Source organism: Anatilimnocola floriformis, from assembly GCF_024256385.1.
GTDB lineage: Bacteria > Planctomycetota > Planctomycetia > Pirellulales > Pirellulaceae > Anatilimnocola > Anatilimnocola floriformis.
In genome coordinates this window covers 2,246,778-2,273,017 of sequence record NZ_JAMLFW010000001.1, presented here as the reverse complement: position 1 = coordinate 2,273,017, position 26,240 = coordinate 2,246,778, and the positions used below count along the sequence as shown (strand labels likewise).

The 26,240-nt window shown below is 60.1% G+C and carries 13 protein-coding genes; 6 read left to right on the top strand and 7 right to left on the bottom strand.

Annotated elements, in window-relative coordinates; translation table 11 throughout:
* Positions 1–10: 10 nt before the first annotated feature.
* The 6 genes from M9Q49_RS08965 to M9Q49_RS08940 all read right to left on the bottom strand — a co-directional run bounded on the left by M9Q49_RS08965 (position 11) and on the right by M9Q49_RS08940 (position 11,370).
* Complete coding sequence (locus tag M9Q49_RS08965) at positions 11–814, bottom strand: ABC transporter ATP-binding protein (protein ID WP_254508381.1); 804 nt, start codon at positions 812–814, stop codon at positions 11–13.
* A 196-nt stretch (positions 815–1,010) separates the two neighbouring features.
* On the bottom strand, positions 1,011–1,640 hold the full coding sequence (locus M9Q49_RS08960; RefSeq protein ID WP_254508380.1) for a hypothetical protein: 630 nt from the start codon (positions 1,638–1,640) through the stop codon (positions 1,011–1,013).
* 141 nt (positions 1,641–1,781) lie between these two features.
* Positions 1,782–3,158, bottom strand: a complete 1,377-nt coding sequence (locus tag M9Q49_RS08955) for a DUF1501 domain-containing protein (RefSeq protein ID WP_254508379.1) — start codon at positions 3,156–3,158, stop codon at positions 1,782–1,784.
* A 354-nt stretch (positions 3,159–3,512) separates the two neighbouring features.
* Positions 3,513–8,138, bottom strand: a complete 4,626-nt coding sequence (locus tag M9Q49_RS08950; RefSeq protein WP_254508378.1) for a Calx-beta domain-containing protein — start codon at positions 8,136–8,138, stop codon at positions 3,513–3,515.
* A 368-nt stretch (positions 8,139–8,506) separates the two neighbouring features.
* Complete coding sequence (locus M9Q49_RS08945) at positions 8,507–9,208, bottom strand: RNA polymerase sigma factor (protein ID WP_254508377.1); 702 nt, start codon at positions 9,206–9,208, stop codon at positions 8,507–8,509.
* Positions 9,205–11,370, bottom strand: coding sequence for a serine/threonine-protein kinase (locus M9Q49_RS08940; protein WP_254508376.1), 2,166 nt, complete (start codon positions 11,368–11,370; stop codon positions 9,205–9,207). Before M9Q49_RS08940 ends, M9Q49_RS08945 begins: the two co-directional genes overlap by 4 nt.
* Before the next feature lie 260 nt (positions 11,371–11,630).
* Here M9Q49_RS08940 and M9Q49_RS08935 point away from each other — a divergent pair, with 260 nt between their 5' ends.
* Both M9Q49_RS08935 and M9Q49_RS08930 read left to right on the top strand, forming a co-directional pair.
* A complete protein-coding gene (locus M9Q49_RS08935) occupies positions 11,631–12,269 on the top strand; it encodes a hypothetical protein (RefSeq protein WP_254508375.1) in 639 nt (212 codons plus the stop codon).
* Between the two features lie 17 nt (positions 12,270–12,286).
* Entirely contained in the window at positions 12,287–13,726 is a 1,440-nt protein-coding gene (locus tag M9Q49_RS08930) for a DUF1501 domain-containing protein (protein ID WP_254508374.1), read from the top strand.
* Between the two features lie 406 nt (positions 13,727–14,132).
* On the opposite strand, the gene M9Q49_RS08925 is transcribed toward M9Q49_RS08930, so the two are convergent.
* Positions 14,133–17,012 (bottom strand): beta strand repeat-containing protein, encoded by a 2,880-nt coding sequence (locus tag M9Q49_RS08925; RefSeq protein WP_254508373.1) that lies wholly within the window; start codon positions 17,010–17,012, stop codon positions 14,133–14,135.
* A 157-nt stretch (positions 17,013–17,169) separates the two neighbouring features.
* Between M9Q49_RS08925 and M9Q49_RS08920 the strand changes: the two genes are divergently transcribed.
* The 4 genes from M9Q49_RS08920 to M9Q49_RS08905 all read left to right on the top strand — a co-directional run bounded on the left by M9Q49_RS08920 (position 17,170) and on the right by M9Q49_RS08905 (position 26,091).
* Entirely contained in the window at positions 17,170–17,754 is a 585-nt protein-coding gene (locus M9Q49_RS08920) for an RNA polymerase sigma factor (protein ID WP_254508372.1), read from the top strand.
* A 26-nt stretch (positions 17,755–17,780) separates the two neighbouring features.
* Positions 17,781–21,617 carry a serine/threonine-protein kinase gene (locus M9Q49_RS08915; protein ID WP_254508371.1) on the top strand — a complete coding sequence of 1,279 codons (3,837 nt, stop codon included), beginning with the start codon at positions 17,781–17,783 and terminating at the stop codon, positions 21,615–21,617.
* Between the two features lie 149 nt (positions 21,618–21,766).
* Positions 21,767–22,417: an ECF-type sigma factor gene (locus M9Q49_RS08910; RefSeq protein WP_254508370.1), complete on the top strand. Its 651-nt coding sequence runs from the start codon at positions 21,767–21,769 to the stop codon at positions 22,415–22,417.
* A complete protein-coding gene (locus M9Q49_RS08905) occupies positions 22,414–26,091 on the top strand; it encodes a WD40 repeat domain-containing serine/threonine protein kinase (RefSeq protein WP_254508369.1) in 3,678 nt (1,225 codons plus the stop codon). The genes M9Q49_RS08910 and M9Q49_RS08905 overlap by 4 nt, the downstream gene beginning before the upstream one ends.
* Positions 26,092–26,240 lie beyond the last annotated feature (149 nt).

Sequence of the window (26,240 nt, the reverse complement as noted above, 5' to 3'; positions counted from 1 at the left end):
AGCGGCAACCTTATTTCACAGGAGCCGAGGCGATGCTTTGGTAATGAGTGGCCAGCGCGAGAGCATTGCCGAACGGCGCCGTGTCGGTTTCGTTCACAATCTGGCCGTCCTTCATGATCACGACTTTTTCGGCCCAGATCGCCACGGCTGGTTCGTGGGTGACGACGACGATCGTCCGCTTCTGCTCCTGACACAGTTCTCGCAGCAGTTTACAGATTCCCTGACCGCTGACGCTGTCGAGGCTGCCGGTCGGTTCATCGGCGAGAACGAGCGCAGGATCGGTGATCAAAGCCCGCGCGATGGCCACGCGTTGTTGTTCGCCACCGCTCAAAGCATCGGGCCGATGCTTCCGCCGGCTGGTCAGACCAAGTCGCGCGAGCAACGTATCGAGCCGTTGCTGCATGTCCTTCGGCTTGCCGTCGGAAAGAAGCGGCAACGTAATGTTGTCTTCGGCTGAAAGGGACGGAATGAGATTGAACGCTTGAAACACCAAGCCGATCCGCCGGCGGCGAAAGCGAGTGAGGGCCGCATCCGACAACGTCGAAAGATCGACCCCTTCGATCTCAACGGTACCGGCGTTGGGTGTCGTCAGCCCCGCGACGACGTGCATGAGCGTGCTTTTGCCGGAACCGCTCGCGCCCATGATGGCGACAAACTTGCCTTGCTCGACCGCGAACGAAACCTGCCGCAGAGCCTCGACTGTGGAGTCCCCCTGCTGGAACTTTTTGACAATGCCGCGAACGGCGACAGGCGCTTTGTTGGCCGTGGAAGCAGAACCGGCGGGCGAGGTCTGGGCCTCGAGCAGAGTTGACATGCGGGCGTTGATCCAGCAAAAGGCGTGCGAAAAGAAACGGCGCGAATCCCGCGACTAACGCACCTTTCGTGCCCGCTAACAACGATGTAATAAATGCTGGCGATGCCTGAAAAACAGCGGCTTTGCTAGCGCACAGATAACTCGCGTGTCAGCTGGACCGACATGAGAGTTGATTTGATCGACGTCGATGAGTTACTCAGTCAACTTCTCTCGTTGCCAGCGCACGCTTCAGAAGCTCTTCCGCAGCGACAAAGTCTGGTAGCTCCAATCTGAAGCCGCGTATCATGCCGCCGCTTGGCAGCCAGGCAATCTGCCGCCACAACACGAGCACTGCCGGCCCATCCGACTCACCGCGTAGACGCCGAATCAGCGACTCACCGTAAGTGAGATACGCGCACGACCGCCGATACCTTCGCTCTGCGACGAAGCGATCTGCCGCGCCGACGTCTAACTCAATGCCATTCGCCCGGCCGAGTTCGATCAAGCAGTCCGCCATCAGGATTTCAGCCCTCCGTTTGTCACCGGCAGTCGGTTTCTTGGGTTGTAGATACGGCGCGTTGACCATCCGCAGGCAGTACGGACAATTGCACCAAGTGTTCAGGTAGTCGGCGGCGCGTTTCCCAGGTTTCGCAACGATATCGAACGAGGAAATGAGAAACGTGCTAATGAAGGCCGCAAACTCGGGCAACTCGGCTTGGCTGGGACGAATGTCCGCCGGAATTACCGCGGCATAATTCTGCAGCCACTCCCTTGCCGCTTCTGGACCGCCGGAGTGGTTGGCAGCACGTGAGGGAGCAATTTTTCCTTCATCGAGCGACTTGCTCACCCACAGAAGCAATCCGTAACTGCGGTCCCGAATATCAATCGCCCGCTGCAGTAATTGTGGATCGAGGGGAATGTCTCCATGCAACAAATGCGTTGTACTCTTCCGAAGGACAAATGGTTGCAAGGAAGGTTCGCGAGTGAATCAAAACAAATTCTCGATCACGGCCCCATGATCAACAGCAATGATCGGGCGGCCGGTGAGATCCGGATAGTGCACGTGCGGATCGACCCCGAGAACCTTGAATAGCGTGTGATGCAGATCACCGGGCATCAGGGGTTGATCTTGCGGCACTTCGCCGAGGCGGTTGGTGCTGCCAATGAGGCGGCCACCCTTGATGCCGCCGCCACCGATGAGGACCGACATGGCATTGCCCCAGTGGTCGCGGCCGGGAGTGCCCATGCTGCCGGCAGCGCCGCCGTTGCCGCCATCGTTCATGCGCGGCGTGCGACCAAATTCGCCGCAAAGAACGACCGTGACCTTGTCGTACAGACCGCGTTCGGCCAAGTCGGTGAAGAGGGCATACACCAGTTGATCGATCTTCGGCAGGTAGTTGTAGTAACCCTTCTGCAAATCCCAGTGATGATCCCAGCCGCCGAAGTGGCACGTGACAAACGTCGTTCCCGCTTCGACCAATCGCCGCGCGAGCAACGTGCTTTGGCCCCACGGATGCCGGCCGTAAAGTTCGCGAGTCTCGGTTTTCTCTGCACTCAGATTGAAGGCTTCACGAGCCTTCGCGCCGGTGATCATTTCGTAAGCATTGCGATCGAACTTGTCCATCGCATCGAGCCGGCCGGTGCGATCCATTTCGCGGCGCAGGTTGTCCATGCTCGCGAGCAGATTGCGTCGATCGCTCAAACGATCGACGGTCATCGTCTTGCCGAGTGAGAGATTCTTGACTTCAAAATTCGAGGCATTCGGATCGCCATCGGTTTCGAACGGATTCTCTTGCGGGCCGATGTAGTTGCCACCAAAATAACCAGGCCGCAAGCCGATGCTCATCGCATACGGAACTGCCACGTTCGCCGGCATGCCGACCTGCCGCGGGCCCGCTTGCTTCGTGGCAATCGCACCAAAGAACGGAAATTTGCCGGGAGTATTTACGCCGCTCGTGCCGCCACGGCCGGTGAGCATCCAATGGCCCGCCGTGAAGTGATCGCCGTTGTCGTGATGCATCGAGCGAATGACGCTGAACTTATCGGCAACCTTGGCATGCAGCGGGAAGAGCTCAGTCACCTCCATCCCCGGCACGTTCGTTTTGATCGGCCGCCAGATGCCGCGATACTCGGGCGGCGCCTCCGGCTTCATGTCGTACGTATCCATGTGCCCCGGACCGCCGTCGATCCACAGCAGAATGACCGACGTATCTTTCTTGGCAACCGTCGCTGCCGAAGCTTCTTTCAGCCGCAGCAAACTGCCGAGCCCCAAGCTTCCCATGCCGGCGAGCCCCAGTTGCACAAAGCTCCGCCGCGACAGGCCATCGCAATATTTGCCGGTCGAACCAGCATCGATTCGCAACATGGTATTCCGCCTTTTCGCTGGGAAGGTCCATCCTGGGGAGCGAACTACATCAAGCCTGCGGAATGAGGTGGGACCGCAGGCCGGCGCAAACTGACAACAGCGGCTTGCACGACTGCATCAATCTGCACTTATCAATTTTAGATCGGCAGAAAGGGGGGCGTCAATTGACTTGGTGGCGAAAAGTCGTCGAACGCTCTGCGGTCGATGAATGGAGGTTAGTTGGCCGAGAACGCCGAAAGAGCTCCGCGACTTTCGGCAGTTCGGCAAAGGGATGCTCCAGCGGAGATCCTTAGCGTGCGACGATTCCATCTACATACATCGACCGCGGAGCGGATCGACGACTAGCTCCCAAATCTACGGCTTGTCATCATCCAAGATCGAAACAATCCCGTTTGCCACGGTGCCGAGTCGAGCTCCGCCCCCTGGATTCGACAGTTGCACTCCGAACGTCTTGGTGCCGCCGTAGACCTTGTTGTTGATCAGCGGCACATCGAAGTAAGCCGTTCGCTGACCATCGGCGAACTGCAACGTGCCGGTGACCGCGGTGTAATTGACGCCCGGAACCGCCGTTCCGCCGCCGGTGCTATAACCGACGCTCACGGCGCCGATATAGCCGTCGGTCCGCTCGACGTAGACCCGCATGTAGCCCCAGTTCTCCTGCGTGCTCATGCTGGCATAGGTGAACGCGAGTGCCCCGGGTGAATTGATCTCATCGTCGGCAATGCTCAGCGTCGCAGTCGCTCGCGCGCCGAGTGTCGCACCGCCAGTCGGATTGCTGATCGTCAGCGCCGCCGTTTCGAGTGACTCCAGCACGTAGTCATCGACCAAGTAGACGCGCACCGTCGCCGATTTCTGCCCCGCGGCAAAATTCACGGTGCCACTGACAGCCTGATAGTCGCTCCCTGCCTGTGCTGTTCCCGGTGTAACGGCAAACCGCACGCTCACAGCGCCGACACTGCCACCGGTCCGCGTCAAATTAATGTTCGCATAGCCCCAGTTCTCCTGCGTCTCGAAAGTGGCCCGGTCGAACTGGATCGTGCCGGCTGCGTTCACTTCATCGTCGGTAATCCGAATCGCCGTCGTCGCTCGCTGACCAAGCACTCCACCATTTGGCGATGACAACGCGACAGTGAACGTTTCCGTCGGCTCGAGAATGTTATCGTTCATGATCCGAATATCGATCTTCTTCGACCGCTCACCCGCTGCGAACTGCACCACTCCGCTCTGGGCGACGTAGTCGCTCCCCGCTATCGCAGTTCCGTTGACAGTCGTAAACGCCACGCTCCCCGGCTGCGAGATGTCGCCGTTGCGCTGCACGTAGATCGACCGCCAGACGTTGTCTTCGCGAGTTTCGTAAAGTGCGCTATCAAACTCGATATCGGTATTGGTCGGCGGCGAGTCATCGTCATCCAAAATCTGAATGAGGGCCGTCGCCTGAGTTCCCAACGCCGCCCCGTTGGCGCTGGTCAGCGACAAACTGATCGTTTCAAGTACTTCATCGAGCGTGTCGTTCGTGATGGCAACGGAAAAACTCTTCGTCGAGCTATCGCCGTCGGCCCAATTCAATGTGCCGCTGGTAGTCGCCGTGTAGTCCTGTCCTGCGGTTGCCGTGCCGTTCGCGGTCGAATAAGACACGCTCGCCGCGCCCGCCGATCCGCCCGTACGCGTGACGTTGATCACCACACTGCCGCCGGCTTCGCCGATCGACTGCACGGCTTGCGAGAACTGCAGCACTCCCGGCGGGGCCGGTGGAACATCGTCGCTGGTGAGCGTCACCGTTGCAGTTCCCGGTGAACCGATCGCTAGTCCGCCCGTCGGACTACTCAGCGAGATGGTAAAGGTTTCGTTGTTCTCGACGAGCGTATCGTCGGTCAGCGGAATGCTGAATGTCTTCACGCCGGTCTCGCCATCGGCCCAACTCAGCGTGCCGCTCGTTGCCGTGTAATCCTGCCCTGCGGTCGCGCTGCCGTTGGCCGTCGAGTAAGCCACGCTCACCGCGCCAGCACTACCGCCGCCGCGCGAGACACTCACCACCAAACTGCCCCCCGTCTCGCTCACCGTATAGGCAGCCTGAGCCAGCGCAACCGACCCCGGCAACGGCTGTGGATCGTCGCTCGTCACTGTGACCGTCGAGGTCGCATTGGCACCGAGGGTCAATCCACCGGTCGGATTGCTCAAACCAATCGTGAATGTCTCGTTGTTCTCAAACAGCGTGTCATTAATCAGCGGAATGCTGAACGTCTTCGCGCCCGTCTCGCCATCGGCCCAGCTGAGCGTGCCGCTGGTCGCCGTGTAATCCTGGCCCGCGATGGCAGTGCCATTCGCCGTTGCATAGGAAACGCTCACCGCACCGGAAGTGCCGCCGCTGCGTGTAACGCTGACGACCAAATTGCCGCCAGTTTCGCTCACAGTGTACGTCGGCTGTGCGATCGAGACCGAGCCCGGCAACGGCTGGGCATCGTCGCTCGTGACCGTCACTGTCGAGGTTGCGTTTGCACCGAGTGCTAAACCATTGGTTGGATTGCTCAGATTGATCGCAAACGTTTCGTTGCTTTCAAACAGTGTGTCATTAATCAGCGGAATGCTGAACGTCTTCGCGCCCGTCTCGCCATCGGCCCAGCTGAGCGTGCCGGTCGTCGCTGTGTAGTCCTGTCCGGCGATCGCAGTTCCATTCGCCGTTGCGTAGGAAACACTCACCGCACCGGAAGTGCCGCCGCTGCGCGAAACGCTTACCACCAGGCTGCCGCCCGTTTCGCTCACCGTATATGTCGGCTGTGCAATCGACACACTTCCCGGCGAAGCCGTAGGCGGCGTGACGTAGCCCACTCGCATGCCGCCGCCGAAGCTGGCGACCCACACTTCGTTGGCGTTGTACGGGTTGTACATCACCCGCGTCGGCTGCATGAAGTGATAGCCGGCCACCTGCGTGAACGTCGGATTCGCGGAGTTCAGATTATCGGTGTACCACAACCCTTCGACTTCTGTTGTCAGATAGGCTTCGTTGGGATTCGTCGGGCTGATCGTCATTGAGTTGACGCGATCGAGGTCATTAATTCGCGTCCAAGTTTGGCCGCGATTCGTCGTTTTGTACAAACCGCCCGTGCCGTTCGGCGCTCCGCCCCAACCGCTGAAGACGCTTGCATACCAGGTGTTTTTCGACGCATCGTGGGGATCGACGATGATGTCCTTCGTCCAGTACTGCATGCCGGCAGCGCTGCGATCGATCCAGGTCTGTCCGCCGTTGGTGCTGACAAACACGCCGCTCGACGCAGTAAATCCAGCGTCGGTCCGCCGGCCAGAATAAGTCACCACGAGCGTGCCATCATTCAGCACGTCGATGTTGAAGGCATGGCCTTGCGTGCGCGGCGGCGTGGCGAGCTTTGTCCACGTCGACGCCGCGCCAGCGTTCGCATTATTCGTCACATAGATCCCGCCATCGGTGCTGTGCGCGACCGAGGCATACAACCGATTTGGATTCGTTGGATCGGTTTCGACCCATGTCACCACTCGGCCGAAGTTGTGCATCGTCTGCCAGGTCGTGCCGCCGTTCGTCGAAAAAAGCACGCTCCCTGTTCCGCCGTTGATCGACGAGTCGGAAAGGTGCGTGCTTTGATACATGTCGTGCACCGACGCAGTCGCCGCGTACACCACGCCGGTTGTCGGATTCACCACGCTGCGGTACAGCGAGTTCGCCGTGTGGCCCGTATAGTTAAATCCCCACGACGCGCCACCGTCGTAGCTTTGCACGCCGCGGATGTCACTGTTAGCCGCGATCATGTGCGTGGGACTCGTCCAGGTCAGCCCCCACACCGTCGTGTTATCCAGGCCGCTGCTGCGGTAATTTTTGTTCGCCGGAATGGCTGCATTGGCCGGATTCAGATCGGCGGGATTCACATAGAGAGCACGCCAGGTCGCGCCGCCGTCTTCGCTCAGGTGAGCAAAGCCGAAGTCAGTGATCACGATGCGATTGGAATCAAACTGATCGACCGTAAAACCCATCGCATTCTCGCCGTAAGACCAGCCGCGATTGCCACCATCGCCCGACCACCCAGTTTGCACGTTGCCGTTGTTGATCGTGTTCAGCACGCTCGTCCAATTGCTGCCGCCGTTGGTGCTCTTGAAGACCGTGGGCCGCGAGGCTTCGCTGCCGCCACCGACGTACACCGTGTCGATGTCGTTGAGCGTCGACGAAACAAAGAATGGATGCGAGCCCGAGGTGATGCCGCTCGTAATTGACTGCCAGGCCGATTGTCCGACGTCGATGCGATACACGCCCGCATAGCCGTAGTGATCATTCCCCGGCACGCCGGCATACACATCGCCGGCGCTCATCGTCACGATCCACAACCGCGTCGTGCCACCTTCTTTCGCTCCAGACAGCGACAAAATCTGCTGCCCCGAGGGATTGCCGCCCCAACTGGGCACGCTGAAACTGCTGCCGTTGTTCGTAGACACCAGCACGCCTTGATTCGTGCCGATGTAAATGTTGTTGCCGTCGAAGAACGCACCGGCGATGTGCGCGCCATTGCCGTCATTGGTCGAGTACTTCTGCTGAAACGTCGCGCCGCCGTCATTCGAAAGCCAGATCGTGCTGTAATCACTGACAATGATCCGATTCGGATTGTTGTAATCGGCAACGACCGTATACGCCTCGGCGTTCGTCGGATCAGCAGCAATCGGCGTCCAAGTCGCGCCGCCGTCGGTGCTCTTCGTCGGACGAATGAAGTCACCACCGGTGCTGTAATCGAGCGAGTACATAATCTGCGGATTGACCGTGTACTGCATCTTCGAATTGTTCGAACCTTGGATCTCGCGAAAGTCCACTGACTCCCAGTTGGCGCCTTCGTTCGTGGTGTGAAACACCTGCCCCATGTCGGAGGCGATGTACATCTCGTTGGGGTTCAGCGGATTGATCGATGGCGAAAAAAGTGCGCCACCACCACCGGCTCCACGTTCAAACCAGTCTTGAATCGCTGCCATCGCCAGCCGCGGCTCGAGTGGTTCGAACCATTGGGCTCGCCGCCTTTGAGTACGCTGGCGTTTCAATTCAGTGGTTTTGCGAGAAGAAACGAGAAGACCACCACCGCGCCGGATTCGCTGGGCCATGTGCATCGCCTGAGAGAAGAGAAGGACGATTGTCGCTGAGCCCTCAATGACTCAGCCAGCAGCGGCCACGGCGGTGCAAGACAAGAACATCGCCGGGGGACGCTGCCTGTTCACCCGACAATACGCGGTGTTGGGTAATTTGTGACCCAAATTGCTCATGTGCAGACGGAATTTTGTCGCATCTGTCACGCGGAAAGGGTTAGGGAGTATCGATCTCCCTCCAGCCAGCGGCTCGCATTCAACTAGATGGATTCGTCGTTCATTTGCCCCTTCACATACGGCAACAAACCGAGCTCAGCGAGCTCCTCGCCCAGATCGCGGCGCACATCGCTGGAGAGCGTTTGCGAAACCTCCTCGACAATCAGCTGCGCAAAGTGCTGTCGCGCGCGACTTAGTTGTTTACGAAACGCAACCGCATTGATCTCACGCTGCGCGAGTTGACTAGCCCGCGCGGCCAGTTGCTCCGAAGTTTCCTGGCCGTGATCAACAGTCAGCTTGAGCACGGTGAAGTGCAAACCCTGTGGCGAACTTCGTTCGTGCTGCTCTAACAGTCGCCAGGCCTTATCGAGAATCACGCGCTGCCATTCGCTCACCCAGGCATCGTCGGCCGAGTCGGTGGCCAGCGATTCCAGGTCGCTCGGATCGATCAGCCGTTCGTGCTTGCGGCGGAGAATGGCGACGGCGGTGTTGCGAACGGAGATCTTTAGGTAGTCGCGAAACCGACCGCGGTCCGGTGCAGCCGCGTCGAGACCGCGCTCAAGGAACTTCGCCAGAAACTCTTGGCAGGCTTCTTCTGCGGCATCGTCATCGCGAAAGATCGCTTTCAAATAGGCGCGTATAGCCTGGCTGTAGCGCATCACAAAGCGGAGCGGATCGCAGATCTGCGACCAGCGTGTGGTGATCTGATCAAGGGCCGGCGCAGTGCCGATGGCAGGCAAGTTCATTCTTCGTAAACGCTCCGCTTCAAACGGCCGAGGTTGACGAAGTGAATCTTCCGATCAAAGCCCGAAGTGATCAACAGCGAATCTTCGCGGGCGAAGGCCATACCGGTGATGACGTTCCCTTCATGACCTTCCAACTTCTTTCCCACTTGCCAGCCTTCGCTCAAATTCCAAATCCGAATGCCATCGGTTGAAGCCGAGGCGATGAACTTACCGTCCTGCGAAAAGGCCAGCGACATAATGCCCCGTGCATGCCGCGCAGGCAACACGCGTTGCTCGCCGGTCGCGACATCCCACAGCACCACGCCGCGATGACCACCGGCTGCAACCGTCTGGCCATCGGGCGAAAACTGTAAGGCGTAACCCAGTTCCGCGCCATCGCCACTGATTTCAGGCAGCTTCCATTCATATTGGGTGACGCCCGTTTGCAAACTGCCGAGCAGCACGCTTCCCTCATCGCTGGCCGAGGCCACACTCTTGCCATCTGGCGAAATGGCAACACATTTGACCGGATGCCGATGCTCCTTGTTCGCCAGGCAACGACGCTGCAGCCGCGGCCCATCTTCATCGACGACAAACTCAAACAGTTCCACACGGCCGCCGCCGGCCCATTCGACCACGCCGAGCGCCAGCGTTTTTCCATCCGACGAAACATCGATTGAGCGGGCACTGCCGTCCTTTAGTTCAACTAGCGTCGTTGGTTGGTTCGTATCGCGATCGAGGGCGATCACTCGGCTGCTAACCGCCATTAGCAGGTAGCGTTCCGAGGGAAAAGCGATCGAGCTGAACGACGCATAGTGGCGAGCATCGGTGTAGCTGCCGACAACCACTTGCCGCTGAATGTCGTAGAGCGTCAGCCGCCCAGTGTTCATTTCTCCTTCGCTGATTCCCCACGCCAGCGTGCGTCCATCTGGCGCGAGGCGCAGAAACTCCAACTCGCCGTCGGTCACAAACGTGCCGTTTTGCTGCGGACTCCAAGCCGCTTCGACGGTCATACCCTCGGGCGGCAAGGCCGGTCGCTCGGGCTTCGGTATTTCGCGCGCCGCCACAACTGGCACGGAGGGTACATGGCGATTCCAGTTCCAGACAAACGGCAGCCCCAGCAGCAACAGTGCGACGGCCGCGATTCCCGCTGCGACGTAATTCGCGTTCCGACCACTTCTAGCTTCGACTGTCGGGGTCACAATCCGCAAACTTCCAGAGGTGCTCAACGGACTACCCGCGAGCAGCGACTGCAAATCCATTAGCAACTCGGCCGCGGATGAATAGCGATTGCGCGGCTCTTTGGCCAGGCACCGGGCAATGATTGTTGCACACGCTTCCGGCAACGTCGGCACACAGGTTCGCGGATCGGGGAGCGCCGCGCTGCAGTGGGCAAAGAGCGTTTGAATAACGTCGTCGCGCTCGTACGGAAAGCGCCCCGTCAGCAGTGTGAAGTAAGTCGCGCCGAGTGAATAGAGATCGGTACGTTGATCGAGTTGTTCGCCACGGATTTGTTCGGGACTCATGTAGTGCGGCGTGCCGACGACTTGCCCTTCGACAGTGGCTGGCGCGGTGTAATTCACTGAGCGGGACAAACCAAAGTCGGAAAGTTTGGCCCACGGTTGCGACGCAAACGAATCACTCGTCGGCGCGCCCCGATGTTTTTCCGGATCAGCCGCCGCTACCAGCAGGATATTCGCCGGCTTGATGTCGCGATGAATCAAACCCGCCGCGTGCGCCGCGGCCAACCCCTGGCAAACTTCTGCAGCGATACGCGTTGCATCCTGCCAGGCAAAAGGTCCTTGGCGGTGCAAATGATCGTAGGCACTCTGCCCACGCACCAGTTCGAGCGCGATGAAGACCCCGCTCGGATGCTCTCCCGCGTCGTACACGGCCACGACATTGGGATGATGCAGTCGAGCCGCCCACCGCGCCTCGCGCAATAATCGGTCAACGGCCAGTGGTTCGGCGCTGTGCGGCACGAGCCATTTAATCGCTACGGATCGCTCCAGCAGCGTATCTTCGCCTTCGTAGACCACGCCCATGCCGCCGCGGCCGATCTCACGGCGGACAACATACTTGCCCAGATCACCGGGCGAAGGTGGCGGTGTTTGCGCGCTCGTGCACGGTGCGCCACTGCCGGCGCTCGTCGAAAACGAGTTGGTAAGAGAAGAGAGGGACATTCGCTCGCTGTTCCGATAGCGACGGATGAATGTGTCCGTAGTATACGATTAGAGCGAAAATCGGAGGCCAACGTAACGAAAAAATCCCGCGGACTGCCGCAGAGTCGATGCAACCGCGTTCCTCGTTGCTCGCCGCCGACTCTTTTCCATCATCTAAGGCTGGAAAATCACCGCCGTGCAACTTAGACTCATGGCCGCTGCAGTAACTGCCAGCAATCGCCCGGCAATCTCTTCCCGCGTTCCGTCCCCGAGGTCTCCTCATGTCGAGTGCTCCCGCCCCTGCTAAGGCCCCCGTTCAAGCCCCGCCGCAAACCAATCCCGTCCGCATGGGAATCCTGCTCGGCATCCTGGCCATCGTGGTGGCCATGCTGGTCCATCACTTCACCGTGGCCAAGCCGGCGACGGATGTTGCCTACGACGATATTCAAAACCTCTTCGACAAACGGAATGCCCTGGGTGTCGTGGCCGATGGTTCTGACGGAATCGACGCCAAGCTCGTGCAGCCGAAAGACGTGCAAGAAGCGATCAAAAAGCAGCCTTGGTCGACGGTCACCATGCCCGACCACGTGATCGAGACCTACTGGTGGTATGGCATGCCGCACCAGAATTACATCACGGTGCTGTACTACAAAGTCGGCGACAAGGTTCGCTTCAACACCCACTACAAAAACGGCAAGCCGCCAGCCGAAGATCTGCCCGGCGCAATCGTGAATGACACTGGCAGCAGCACCACTGCACCGCCGACCAAGGGCGCTCCGGAAACCGAAAAACCCGCCATGGAAAAGCCGGCTGAAACGCCGACCGAAAAGCCTGCGGAAGAAAAACCCGCTGAGGCAAAGCCGGCCGAAGACAAGCCAGCGGAAAAGCCCGCCGAAGCGACCGAGAAAAAAGCCGAGTAAGTCGCGCGAGGCCAGATATGTCGGACCACGTCGCCGCGGAGCTTTATCAGGTAGCCCGGCGACGTTGGTTGCAATCGACGGCTGGCTGGCTCGGGGCTGCCGCGATCGCGAGTTTGAATCAAAGCTCGCAGGCTGCGGAAGCGACCAATTCGCTGCCGCATTTTGCGCCGCGAGCCAAGCGAGTCATCTATCTCTTCCAATCGGGCGCGCCTTCGCAGCTCGATCTCTTCGATCACAAGCCTCAGTTAGCCAAACTGCAGGGAACGGAACTTCCCGATTCCATCCGCCGCGGCCAGCGCCTTACCGGCATGACCAGCCGCCAGGCGAGCTTTCCGATCGCGGCTTCGAAGTATCGCTTTGCGCAGCGCGGTCAGAGCGGTGCTTGGCTGAGCGATCTGCTGCCGCACACCGCGCGGCAGGCCAATGAAATCTGCTTTCTCAAAGCGGTTCATACCGAAGCCATCAATCACGATCCGGCGATCACGTTCCTGCAAACCGGCGCTCAGCTCGCCGGTCGGCCCAGCATAGGCAGTTGGCTGTCGTATGGTCTTGGCAGCGAGAACAACGACCTCCCCGCGTTCGTCGTCCTCGTCTCGCAAGGCTCCGGCAACCCGACCGATCAGCCGCTGTACGATCGACTCTGGAGCAGCGGCTTTCTGCCATCGAGACATCAGGGCGTGAAATTCCGCGCCGGCGGCGATCCCGTTTTGTTCCTCTCGAATCCGCCGGGCGTCACTCGCGAAGTTCGCCGTCAGGAACTCGACGACCTCGCCGCGCTGAATCAGTTGCACCAATCGCAGCAGGGCGATCCCGAAACGCTGGCCCGCATCGCGCAATACGAACTGGCCTTCCGCATGCAATCGGCCGTGCCGGAGCTCGTCGATATTTCCGGCGAAACCAAGCAAACCCGCGAGCTCTATGGCCCGAGTGTTGAGCGGCCCGGGAGCTACGCCTATCATTGCCTGCTCGCGCGGCGAATGGTCGAACGCGGCGTGCGGTTTGTGCAACTATTCCACCGCGGCTGGGATCAGCACGTGTCATTGCCGAAACAGATCGAAGCCCAATGCCAGGACACCGACCAGGCCACGGCGGCCCTCATCGCCGATCTGAAGCAACGTGGCTTGCTCGAAGACACGCTCATCGTTTGGGGCGGCGAGTTCGGCCGCACGGTTTACTGCCAAGGCCCGCTCACGGCCGCTGACTACGGTCGCGACCATCATCCGCGTTGCTTTACCGTCTGGCTCGCCGGCGGCGGTGTGCGGCCCGGCCTGTCGTTCGGCGAGACTGACGACTTCTCCTACAACATCGCCAGCGGCGGCATCCACGTACACGACCTGCACGCCACGCTGCTGCATCTCCTTGGCATCGACCACACGCGACTAACCTTCAAATTCCAAGGCCGCAACTTCCGCCTCACCGACGTCCACGGCAACGCAGTCAAAGAAGTCTTGGCCTGAGTTGAATCACCGCTAATTTCCTTCGCTCCCGTACTTTATAACACTTTCGCGAAAATACGATTCGCAGTAAGTGCAACACTAGCAAAGACATACTGATAAAAAGCCATCTACTGGTATAATAGTAGATAACAGTCTCATTTTCAGGTGTTGCGCACTTCACCCTCGCTCTAAGCCACTCCGCCGCAAGCTTTTGCCGCGAATCGATCGAGCGTAAGCCGCTATTTGTCTAAGCACGCGTATAACACCGTATTGCACCCGATATAACCTCCCTAAAAGGCGATATCACAGCCAACCAATTCGCCCTCGAAGCGAGAACAAATCGGCGCGATGAAAGCTCTCGCGGAAGTGCCGTCCTCAGCCCCACAGCTAACGCGTTTTCGCTGTGGGCTGAAGCCAACCCAAAATCCTAATCCTGAATCAACACGTTATCCCCGGCTCCGCCATCGAGGACATCGAGGCCCGGTCCACCGATAAGCACATCGTCGCCGGTGCCGCCGCGGAGCGTGTCGGCTCCAGCGCCGCCGATGAGGACGTCTTCATCGGCTCCGCCGTCCGCAATCAGGCCGATGCTGCCGAGGGCCAGGCCAGACGCATCGATGACGTCGTCGCCGGCCAGCGTGTTGATTCCCACGCGATCGTTGGCCGCTTCGGCGCCGGTGATGTTCACCTGCACGGCCAGCCCGAACACTGCAGTGCCGGCAGCATTGCCGAACAGTTGCACGACATCGTCACCGTTCGTCCCCGCGATGTTGACTGCATCGGCGGCCCCATCGCCCACGCCGTTCACGCCAAGGTTCACGTTGACCTCGACAACATCGGTGCCGCTCAAATCATTGACGTTCACCACATCAGCGCCACCCAGGGCGTTGAAATCGATTCCTTCCACGTCATTCAGATCCATCACCACATTGGCGACATTGCGAGTGAAGAGCACTCGGTTGCCGTTCGCGCTGATGTTGATCATCTCAGCGACGTTGGCGCCGTTGAAGACCATGCGGTCGAAACCATACTGCCCTTCGACAACATCGTTGTCATCGCCCGGATTCCAAACGAATGTATCGTCGCCGTCGCCCATCAGTGCGGTGTCGTCACCATCGCCGCCGTTGATCGTGTCGCTGCCATCGCTGCCAATCATCGTGTCATTGCCGAGACCGCCGTTGATCGCCAACTGAATAGCATCGTCTTCTAGCGACTGAGCATTGATCGTGTCGTTGCCACCTTGGCCGTTCAGCGTGAGGCGATCGTTGCCGATTTCATTGAAGAAAACATCGACGGCCGTGTGCAATCCAAACACATGCACGCCGCCAGCATCACCGGCTGCGCGGAAATTGTCAGCGCCGTTCGTGCCGTTCACCGTTACACTGTCAGCGGCACCATCGCCGCCGCCGTTCGGGCCACGCAGATCAAGTTCGACTCCCGTGACATCGGTGCCGCTCAAATCGCCAACCACAATGTTGTCGGCTCCGCCGAGCGCTCGATACTCAATGTCTTCCACATCGTTCAAATCCATCGTCACATTGGCCACATCGCGCTGAAACAGCACTCGGCCGCCATTCGCCACGATGTTGATATTCTCGGCAGCATTCGAGCCAAAGAAGAGCATCCGGTCGCTGCCGTCCTGCCCTTCGATCGTATCGTTGCCGTCACCCGGATCCCACTGAAACACATCGTTCCCCGCGCCGAGAAACGCCGTGTCGTTGCCGTTGTCACCAAAGACGAAGTCATTCCCCTCGCCGCCATAGATCGTGTCATTGCCTTGCGAACCGAGCAGCGTGTCGTTCCCCGTGCCGCCATCCAGCGTCAACTTAATCACGCCGGCCGGCACCGTACTCGCCGTGATGCCGTCGTTCCCGCCCAGGCCGTCGATCACCAGCGCGTCGTTGGCTCCTTCCGAGCTCGTGATGTTCACTCGCGTGTGCAGACCGAGCACCGACACCGACGACCCCGCGCCGAAGACATCGATAATGTCGTCGCCATTCGTGCCGTTAATCACAATCGCATCCGCAGCAGCATCACCCGCCGTTCCAGCGATCGCGCTGGCCAGGTTGGCATTGATCGTCGTCAAATCGGTGCCGGCCAGGTTATTCACGAGTAGCGAATCGACGCCGCCGAGCGCATTCAGATCGAGTCGCTCGATATCGTTCAGGTCCATCACAATGTTGCCGACGTTGCGCGTGAAGCGAACTCGTTCGCCGTTAGCCGAAACATCGAAGATCTCGGCGGCAGCACTGCCGTTGAAGAGCATCACGTCGTTGCCATCGCCCCCTTCGACGGTGTCGCTCCCATCACCCGGATCCCACTGAAACGTGTCGTCGCCAGCGCCGAGAAAGATCGTATCGTTCCCCTGCTGACCATCGATGAAATCATTGCCATCGCCGCCGTTGAGTTGGTCGTTGCCGTTGCTGCCGAGCAACGTGTCGTTGCCCGTGCCGCCATCGACCGTAATCTGAATGAGCGCGGCCAGATTGCCGGTCGCCGAGAAGCGGTCATCGCCGCCATTCGCATTCAGCACCAGTTTTTCACTCGTGCCGATGTCGATCGAGAACGGCGCGGGATCGAGGCGATCGAAACGGACGCGCGTGCCATTTGCGGTAACGGTGAAAACTTCCGCGCCATTGCCGCCGTTCACTTCGACGGTATCCGTTCCAGCGCCACCTTCGTTCAGATCGGTGTCGTCGCCCGGATTCCAAATCATGCGGTCGTCGCCGGCTTCACCGAAGACCTGGTCATCGGCATCGCCACCGGTCAGCGTGTCGTTTTCGGTGCCGCCGAAGAGGAAGTCGGCGCCACCTTTGCCCAGCAGCGTGTCGTTGCCAGCCTGACCGAAAAGCTGATCGGCGCCAGAACCGCCGGTAATCACATCGTTACCATTGCCGCCAAAGATCCGCGCCATCGGTAATGCGCCGTTGGCTTCATTCAGCGTCAGCGTGTCGTTGCCATCCAGGCCAAAGATCACAATCTGCAGCGTGTTTGCCACCGTCGGCGCGCCGCCAATCACATTGATCGCACCGCCATTCACCAGCAGATTGCCGGCGGCGTTGCGGCTGACTTCAATCGTGTTGTTCAAATTGTCGCCGAAGATCGTCAGTGTCGCGCCGCCGAATGTGGCCGTCACGGCAGGGGTCAAACGCTCGCCCAGTTGTTCCATCCGCATCGTGCGGGCCTTCGCTGGTTGCTTTCCACTTGGCTTGCGATTGCTAGCCGTGGACGAAGAGGAGAAAACGCGAAGCAAACGCGAACCGAAAACTTGAAACCCAAAGTATTCAAACCAGGTACGGCGAGACATGGAGGACTCCCAATGGTAGGTGTGACAGCGGATGCGTAGCGGGTTGGCGTGCAGGCCTGCAGGTTGATGGCTACAATGCTTCCATCCCGGCGGCCGGCAGAATCGGCCACGAAATTTTTTGAAAATTCGCATTGCTTTCCGGCCACCGCTTTCTGCTATGACTTCTGAACCCACTACGCCCGCCGAAGATGGCCCACTGCCGTTGGCCTGGCGTTTGGAGCTCGAGCGGTTCAGCGATCAACTCATTCGCATGGCCCGCAAGCACCTGGGCGGCCGGCTCGAAAACAAGGTCGACCCCGAAGATGTCGTGCAATCGGCCTATAAGAGTCTGCTACTGCGCTACGGCGATGCGGGCCTTGGCGCCGAGAGCTGGCAAGGGCTGTGGGGACTGCTGACGACGATCACCGTTCGCAAATGTGCCGACCGGGCTCGCTATCATCAGGCCGAGAAACGAGATGTGCGGCGCGAAGCAGCGGCAGCGCCGGCCGATGGCTTTTCGCCTTGGATGGCAGCCGTCAGTCGCGAACCGACGCCGGAGCACGCGGCCATGCTTTCAGAAGTGATGGCCGATTTATTCAACCGACTGGAAGCCGACGAGCGGACGATGATCGAGCTCAGTTTGCAGGGCTTCTCGACGCAAGAGATCAGCGAGCAAACGGGCCGGGCCGAGCGGTCGGTTCGCCGGCTGCGCGAGCGGGTGCGAAAGTTTTTGGAGCGGCAGCAAACGCAGCTGGATTCTTAGTCGCGTTGTGGGAAGAAAAACGAGCAGTGAACACCACAGGAAATTCGCAGCGCAATGAAGCGCCCGATCCGCTCGGCGACGACACCTGGAGCGGCTGCGAAGCTCTGATCCGCGAGTTTGAAAAGGCGTGGCGCGATGGACCGCCGCCGCAGATCAGCGACTTTCTCATCGGCGGCGAAGTGCAAGGCAATCTCGTACTGCGCGAACTGTTGCACGTCGATCTCGAGTATCGCGTGAAGGCCGGGCAGCGCACGTGTGTTGAGTTTTATCTTGAGCGGTTTCCAGAGTTCGCCCTCGATCCAAATGAAGTGCTCGATCTGATCGCTGCAGAATATGAGTTTCGCCGGCGCAATGAATCGAACCTCGATCAGAGCGAATATCTCCGCCGCTTTCCCGACTTCGGCGCGCGCATCGCCGAGCGACTACAGCTCGCCGATCGAACACTCGGCGGCATGCTAGGTGCGCCGCGCGACACCAAGCCGATCGAAGTTCCCGGCTATCAAATTCTGTCGAAGCTGGGCCGCGGCGGCATGGGGGTCGTTTATCAGGCGCTCGAATCGCGTCTCGACCGGCATGTGGCGCTCAAGTTCGTGCCTCCCGAACTCGCCGGCGATGCCAGTCGCATGCAGCGGTTCATTCGTGAAGCGCAGACCGCCTCGGGACTCAATCATCCGCACATTTGCACGGTTCACGCCCTGGGCGAGCATGAGGGCGTGCCGTTCATCGTGCTGGAGTTCATCGAAGGACAAACCCTCAAAGCCCACGGCGCAAACAAGTTGGCCGTTAGTGATGCTTGCCGTCTGATTCGCCAGGCAGCGAACGCACTGGCCGCGGCGCACGCGGCTGGGATCGTTCATCGCGATATCAAGCCCGAAAACATGATGGTTCGCTCCGATGGTTACGTGAAGGTGCTCGACTTCGGCCTGGCCCGCAAGCTGCCGACCATCGCCCCCAACGCCGTCGCCGCCAATCACGATACCTGGCCCGGCGCGATCATGGGAACCGTGTCGTACATGTCCCCCGAGCAAGCCCGCGGCGCGGCGCTCGATGGCGCATCCGATATTTTTTCGCTCGGCATCGTCCTCTATTGGCTCGTCGCCGGCGAACATCCGTTTCAGCAAGGCACGTCCTTCGAAACGCTCAACGCGATTGCCAACGCCCAACCGACGCCGCTCGCGCGGCACACTCCGAATGTGCCCGCAGCGCTCGAAGGTTTGCTCGAAGGAATGTTGCAAAAGGATCCCCGCGTCCGGCCGACGGCGACGGAAGTCGAGCACGTGCTCACTGGCATTATTCGCGGTGCGCGAGCCACTCGCGAGCTTTCGTCACGCCGCGTTGTTCATCGCGAGCACGAATTGGCTTCACTGCGTCAATCATTGGCCGCCGCCGAAGCCTCGCGTGGTTCGATGGTCTGCGTCACTGGCGAACCGGGCATCGGCAAGACAACGCTCGTCGAAGACTTTTTGGAAGGGCTGGAGTCGCGGAAAACCATTCAAATCGCCCGCGGCCGTTGCTCCGAACGCCAGGCCTCGGCTTCGGCTTATTTGCCGATTGTCGACGCGCTAGCAGACTTGATTCGCGGCGAAACGGGCGATGCCGTGCTGCGGTTGCTGAAAGTGGTCGCGCCCACCTGGTCGGCTCAACTCGTGCCCGGCAGTCGCTATGGAACCGTTCCTCCCGTCGCGCATACGCAGCAGGCGATGCTCCGCGAAATCGCCACGCTCCTTACGGCCATCTCGCGCATCGGCACCGTGGTCCTCTTCATCGACGATGTCCATTGGTCCGACGTTTCGACCGTCGATCTGCTGGCTTACGTCGGCCGACATTGCCGCGAACGGCCGGTGCTGATCATCGTCACTTACCGGCCGACGGAACTCCTCCTCGGGCCGCATCCGTTTCATCGCGTGAAGCTCGACCTGCAGGCTCAAGGCGTTTGCAACGAACTGGCGCTCAGTTTTCTCGGACGATCGCAGATCGAAAGTCTGCTCTCACTCACCTTTCCCGACCATGACTTTCCTGCGCATTTCGCAGAGCTGATTCACTCGCGCACCGAAGGGAGTCCGCTGTTCGCCGCCGATTTGCTGCGATATTTGCGTGAGCGCGGCGTCATCGCGCAAACCACAGGCCGATGGCAGCTGGCCAGCGAGCTTCCCGAAATTTGGCATGACTTGCCCGAGACGGTGCGGAGCATGATTCAGCGGAAGCTGGAGCGTTTGAACGAAAACGATCATTGGCTGCTTTCGGTGGCGGCGGCTCAGGGACATCAATTCGACTCGACCGTGATTGCCGAAGCGGCCCGCCTCGATCCCGCTGACGTCGAACAACGGCTGCACCAACTGGAGCGCGTGCACGGATTGGTCAGGCAGCAGCACGAAGACGAATTCGCCGACGGTACGCCGACGTTGCGTTATTCGTTCGTGCATGTTCTGTATCAACAGTCGCTCTTCGGCAGTCTGCTCCCCACGCGTCGCCGAACCATCAACAAAGCGCTCGCCGAAGCTTGGGAAAAGCATCTTTGCGACGAACCCAGCGCTTACGCGGCCGAACTCGCTTGCCTGTACGAAGCGGGCCGCGAACCAGCGCGGGCGGCTCGGCAGTTTCATCTCGCGGCGCAGCATGCCGCCTGGGTATTTGCGCATCGCGAGGCGGCGCTGCTCGCTCGCCGCGGACTCGATTTGCTCGGGGAGCTCGCAGCGTCTCCTGAACGCGATGCGCTCGAGCTTCCGCTGCAGACACTCCTCGGTCTGCAATTGCAAGTGACCGAAGGTTACGGCGCGCGCTCGGCTGAAGTGGCCTATGAGCGAGCGCGCATGCTCTGCGCTTCGTCGCCCGAACGGACGTTCCCCGTCCTCTGGGGTTTGTGGCTGGTGCGGAAGGTGCGCAACGAACTGCATCGCGCGCAAACACTCGCGCACGAACTGCTTGATTTGGCTCGGCAACTGAACGCGCCAGACCTCGGCTTGCAGGCTCATCAAGCGTTAGGTTTGACGGCACTCTGTCGCGGCCGGCCGGCCGATTCGCTGAAGCACGTCGAGCAAGTGGCCACGCTCTACGATCCGCAGCGCCATCGCGCGCATGCGTTTCATTTCGGTCAGGATCCCGGTGTAATTTGCAAAGCGTATGGCGCGATCGCGCTCTGGCTACTCGGCTTTCCCGACGCGGCTCAGCGGCAAAGCGAAGAAGCGATTGCCATGAGCCAGGACCTCTCGCCAAATAGCCAGGCCGTGGCGTATCAGTTTGCAGCGATGGTGTTTCATCTCTGTCGCAACCCGCAACGCTCACGCGAATGCGCCGAAGCCTGCGCGGCAATCTCCGGCGAACATGGTTTTTCCTTCTGGCTTGCCGGCAGCACCGTCATCGGCGGTTGGGCCCTCGCAGCGAGCGGCGACCTGCAGGTCGGCCTCGATCGACTCAAGCAAGGCATGACGGCCTGGCGCGCCACCAGCAGCGTGACTTATCTGACCTATTACCACGCATTGCATGCCGAAGCCTTACTGGCGCAGGGTGAAGCGGAAAGTGCTCTTCGCGCGGTCGAAGATGGGCTCGCGCTGGTCGAGATCAGCGACGAACGGATGATCGAAGCCGAGCTCCATCGCCTCCGCGGAGTAATCCGTCAGCAACTCGCCGGCGAGAACGAAGCGAAACTGAAAGAAGCCGAAGCCGACTTCCGCCATGCCATTCAAATTGCTCGCCGCCAGGAAGCACGATCGCTCGAACTGCGCGCCGTTTTGAGTCTGGCTCAGCATCAACAGCAGCTCGGCGTGCGCGGCGATGGCCGTGAGCTTCTCGCGCACATCATCGAGCACTTTGTCGAACCAGTGAATTCGCCCGATCACGCCGCGGCCGCAGCGCTGCTCGGCTGAACCTTCGTGCGGATGGTAGCGAATGTCGGGAGTGAACCGTCTCTCGCTGGCTCCAACGTTACGAATGCCAGTTGCGCGTAACAATTCTTCGCGGTCTCCGCTCCAGTAGAATGTCGCTGCTTGCACCTCTTTGATGTTGCCGAGGAACCATGTCGGACCCCGGATCGGTTACGCACTGGATTGTGGCCCTCAAGGATGGGGATCTCGCCGCGGCGGCGCCGTTATGGCAGCGGTACTATCGCCAGCTGATCACGCTGGCGCGCCAAAAGTTGCGATCGTCGAGCAGCCGCGCCGCCGACGAGGAAGATGTCGTTCAGGTCGCCTTTCAAAGCTTCTTTCGGGCGATTGCGGAGGGGCGATTCCCGGAGCTGAACGATCGCGATGGCTTATGGCGGTTGCTGGTGGTGATCACCGCTCGTAAGGCGATTAAGCAGCTGCATCACGAACAGCGACAAAAACGAGGTGGTCCGGGGACAAATGGCGCGGCGAAAAACGGTAAAGAAAAAAATGGCACTTCGCAGGGAACTTTCGGGATAGATACAATAGGCACCGACGATGAAGCCGCCCTAGCAACCTTTATCGACCCCGAGCCGACGCCCGATTTTGCCGTGCAGATCGTCGAAGAATGCCGACGGTTGCTCGTCGAACTAGGGGATGAAAAACTGCGCCGCGTAGCCGTCTGGAAAATGGAAGGCTACGGCAACGACGAAATCGCCGCGCTGCTGGCCTGCTCGCGACGAACCGTCGCCCGCAAGCTCGATGCCATTCGAACGATTTGGAACAAGGAACCACCCCCTTGAGCGAAACGTTGGCCAAGTCAGCCATCAGCAAGATCGGCGCCGCCGGCGATATCGCCGCGCAGTCTGCCGGCAAAAAAGCTGATCTCCGGCCGACGGCCAGCGAAGTCTGGCAAATTGAGCAGATCTGCGACGAATTCGAAGCAGCCTGGAAAGCCGGCCAGCATCCCAAGCTCGAGTCGTTCCTCCGCCGGGCCAATACACGGCTGCACGAAGTCCTGCTCTCGCAACTATTGCCACTCGAGCTCGAATACCGCTGGCGAGCGGGAGAAATGCCTCGGCCCGCCGAATACGAAATGCGGTTTCCGAGCGTCACCGATATCGATGAGCAAATCACCGCGGCCCGGCGTGAAGCTTTCAATCTCAGCGGCAGCGATCAACTGCTGCCGGAACGGATCGGCGAATATCGCTTGATCCGCCTTATCGGCCGCGGCGGCATGGGCGTGGTGTATGAAGCGCTGCACGAAGTTGAGCAGCGGCGCGTCGCACTGAAAATGCTCAGCCGCATGAGCCAGGCCGATGCGATTGCCCGCGAGCGATTTCGCCGCGAAGCCGAAGCCACCGGCAAACTCACGCATCCCAATATTGTGCAGATCTTTGAGGTCGGCGAGTTCCAAGGCCAGCCGTTTCTCGCGCTCGAATATGTCGCCGGTCCTACGCTGGCCGAGCAATGGAAGCAGTCGCGGCGTTCACCGGCCGAAGCGGCTGAGATTGTCGAGCAACTCGCGCGGGCAATTCACTACGCCCACGAGCAAGGCATCATCCATCGCGACCTGAAACCGGGGAACGTGCTTCTCTCGCCCGACCGGCCGAAGATCACCGACTTCGGTCTGGCCACGCCGCTCGAGAGTTCCGACCTGACCATGACGGGTGAAATCGTCGGCACGCCCGATTACATGTCGCCTGAACAGGCCCGCGGTAAATGCAGCCGACAGAACGTGGGGAAGGCCGCCGACGTCTACGCCCTCGGCGCGATGCTGTATACCGGCGTGGCGGGACGGCCGCCGTTTCAGGGAGCGACGGCGCTCGATGCCCTGGAACTCGTGCGCTCGCATGAACCGGTTTTCCCTTCGCGCATCAATCCCGCCGTGCCGCGCGACTTGGAAACCATCTGCCTGAAGTGCCTCGAAAAAGATCCCACTCGGCGCTATGCCACGGCCGAAGCACTCGCCGACGATTTACATCGCTTTCTGATGAGCGAGCCGGTCTTGGCGCGACGGCCGGGACAATTCGAGCGCTTCCGTCGTCTGTGCCGCCGAAATCCGGTCACTGCCGTCACCACCGTCCTCGGACTGGTCGCAATGTTGCTGGCCGTTGGCTTCACCGCGAGTCATTCCGTGACATTGCAGCTGCGTGCCGAACAAAAACTGACCAAGGAAGCGCTGCGGAATGTTGAAATTCAAAAATCTCGCGCCGAGGATAATGCGTTACAGCTCACTCAGCAGCAAGCACTGACCACATCGGCCCTCGTCGATGCCGAACGTTTTCGGCAGCGGGCCGAGGCGCTCTCCACAAGCCTGGCCATGGAGCGCGGCTTGACGCTCATCGACCAAGGCGACGTTGGCCGCGGGATGCTGTTGCTCGGTCATTGCCTGCAGATTGCGCCGGCCTCGGACAAAGATCTCCATCACGTCATTCGCGCGAACCTGGCCGCGATTCATCGTCGCATGCCCTTGCAATTGCACGCCGTGCTCGAGCATAAGGGAGAAGTTCGTGCAGCCGCCTTCAGCCCCAACGGCAAGCTGCTGCTGGCAGGCGGTCGCAACAGCCGGCCGCAGCTGTGGGATGTCGAAACCGGCAAGCCCATCGGTGAGCCGCTGCCGCATGGCGGGGAAGTGAAGAGTGTCGTCTTCAGTCATGACGGCACGTTCGTGGTGACGGCGAGCACCGACAAAACGGTGCGCGTTTGGGACACGCTCACCCGCGTGCCGATCGGCGAATTGCTCGCTCATCCGCAAGCCGTGCACTCGATGGCCCTCAGCTCCGATAACAAGTTGCTCGCGACAGGCTGCAACGATGGCACGACCACACTCTGGGAACTTCCCAGTGGTACGCAACTTCGGCAGTGGAAGCAAGCCGCGTCGGTCCACACCATGGCTTTCAGCCCCGATGGTGGCAAGCTTGTCACTGGCAACGCGATGCGGCGGGCTCAGATGTGGAACGTGCAAACGGGCGAGCCCTTCGGCGAGGCGATGGTTCACCAAGGCGAGGTCCTCTCGGCCGCCTATCGTCCCGATGGCTGGTGGCTTGTGACCGGCACCGAGAACGGCAGCGTGCAATTTTGGGAAGCCAATACCGGCAAATCGATCGGCTTTCCGCTCGTCCATCGCGGTCCCGTGCGAACCGTTGGTTACAGCGCCGACGGCAGAACATTGTGGACCGGCGGCGCTTACGGACAGGTGCGCTTGTGGGACGCCGCGATCATGACTCCGCTGGGCTCGCCCATTCATCATCAAAGCGTGGTGCATACGGTTGCGCAAACGAAGGATCAGCGTTATCTCGCCACCGGCAGTGCCGATGGGATTTTGCGAATCTGGCAGAAACCCGATGTTGCCGATCAGAGCTTGGTGATTCCGCACAAGCATCTGGTCTATTGCCTCGCGATCAGCCCCGATGGCGAATCGCTCGTCAGCGGCACAGCCGATCCGACGGGACAGATCCGCAGCACCAAGACCGGCGCCATTATCGGTCAGCCTCTCGTGCACAAGCATTCGCTGCTCGACGCGGCATACAGTCCCGACGGCAAGGTCATTGTGACTGCGAGCATCGATCGCACGGCCCGCTTATGGAACGCTGCCGATGGCACACCGATTGGCGAGCCGCTGGTACACACAGGCCATGTCTACTCGGTGATGTTCAGCCCCGATGGGCAAACGTTGCTGACGGGCGCAAAGGACAACGGCCTACGTTTTTGGAATCCAAAAACGGGCGAGCAAATCGGCGAAACGATCATGCTGCCGAACTGGGTCCATGCTGCCGTCTACAGCCCCGATGGCCAGACAATTCTGACTGGCTGCGAAGATGGCAACGCGAGGCTGTACGACGTCGCGACGCGCGAGCTGATCACGACGATTCCACATCGCGGCCCCGTAAAAGCCGCCGCGTTTAGTCCTGATGGGACCAAGTTCTTGACCGGCACTTGGGACGATCGCACCGCGCGACTGTTCGATGCCGAGACACTGGAACCCATTGGCCCACCGCTCGCCCACCAAGAGCATGTTCTCGCCGTGGCCTTCAGTCCCGATAGCAAAACCATGGCGACCGGCGCCTGGGACGGCACCGCGCGCTTGTGGGATGTCGCCACCGGTCGGCCGATCAGTCCGCCATTGGTGCATCAATACGCCATTCGCGATGTCGCCTTCAGCCCCGATGGCAGTCGACTATGGACCGGCGGTTTCGATCGCATGGTGAAGGCCTGGGAACTGACGCCGCCGACGACTGGCGAAGTGAATCACATCGTCACCTGGCTGCAAGTCCTCACCGGCCTTGAGCTCGATGCTGACGGCGTGTTTCGTGAACTGAATTCGGCGACGTGGACGAAGCGTCGCGACCAACTGACTGAATTCGGTGGTCCCCCCACCGTTCTCCTGCCCGCGCGTTCTGGCCCGGTCCATCCGGAAGCAGGCCGCGTGGATATGTCCTTTCATCGTCCCTCTCGTGCGGAGCCGAGTTCGTGACGAGTTGCTGGTTGAGTTCGTGATCGTAGGCATGGATTGCCGCTGCTAAATCTTATCGTCGTTCGTCGTCCGATCCTCTTTTCTTTGAGGGCGATGCGGGGCTTTCAGTAACTGCGTACACAGTTTGTCTACTGGTACGCGCTGGCGGT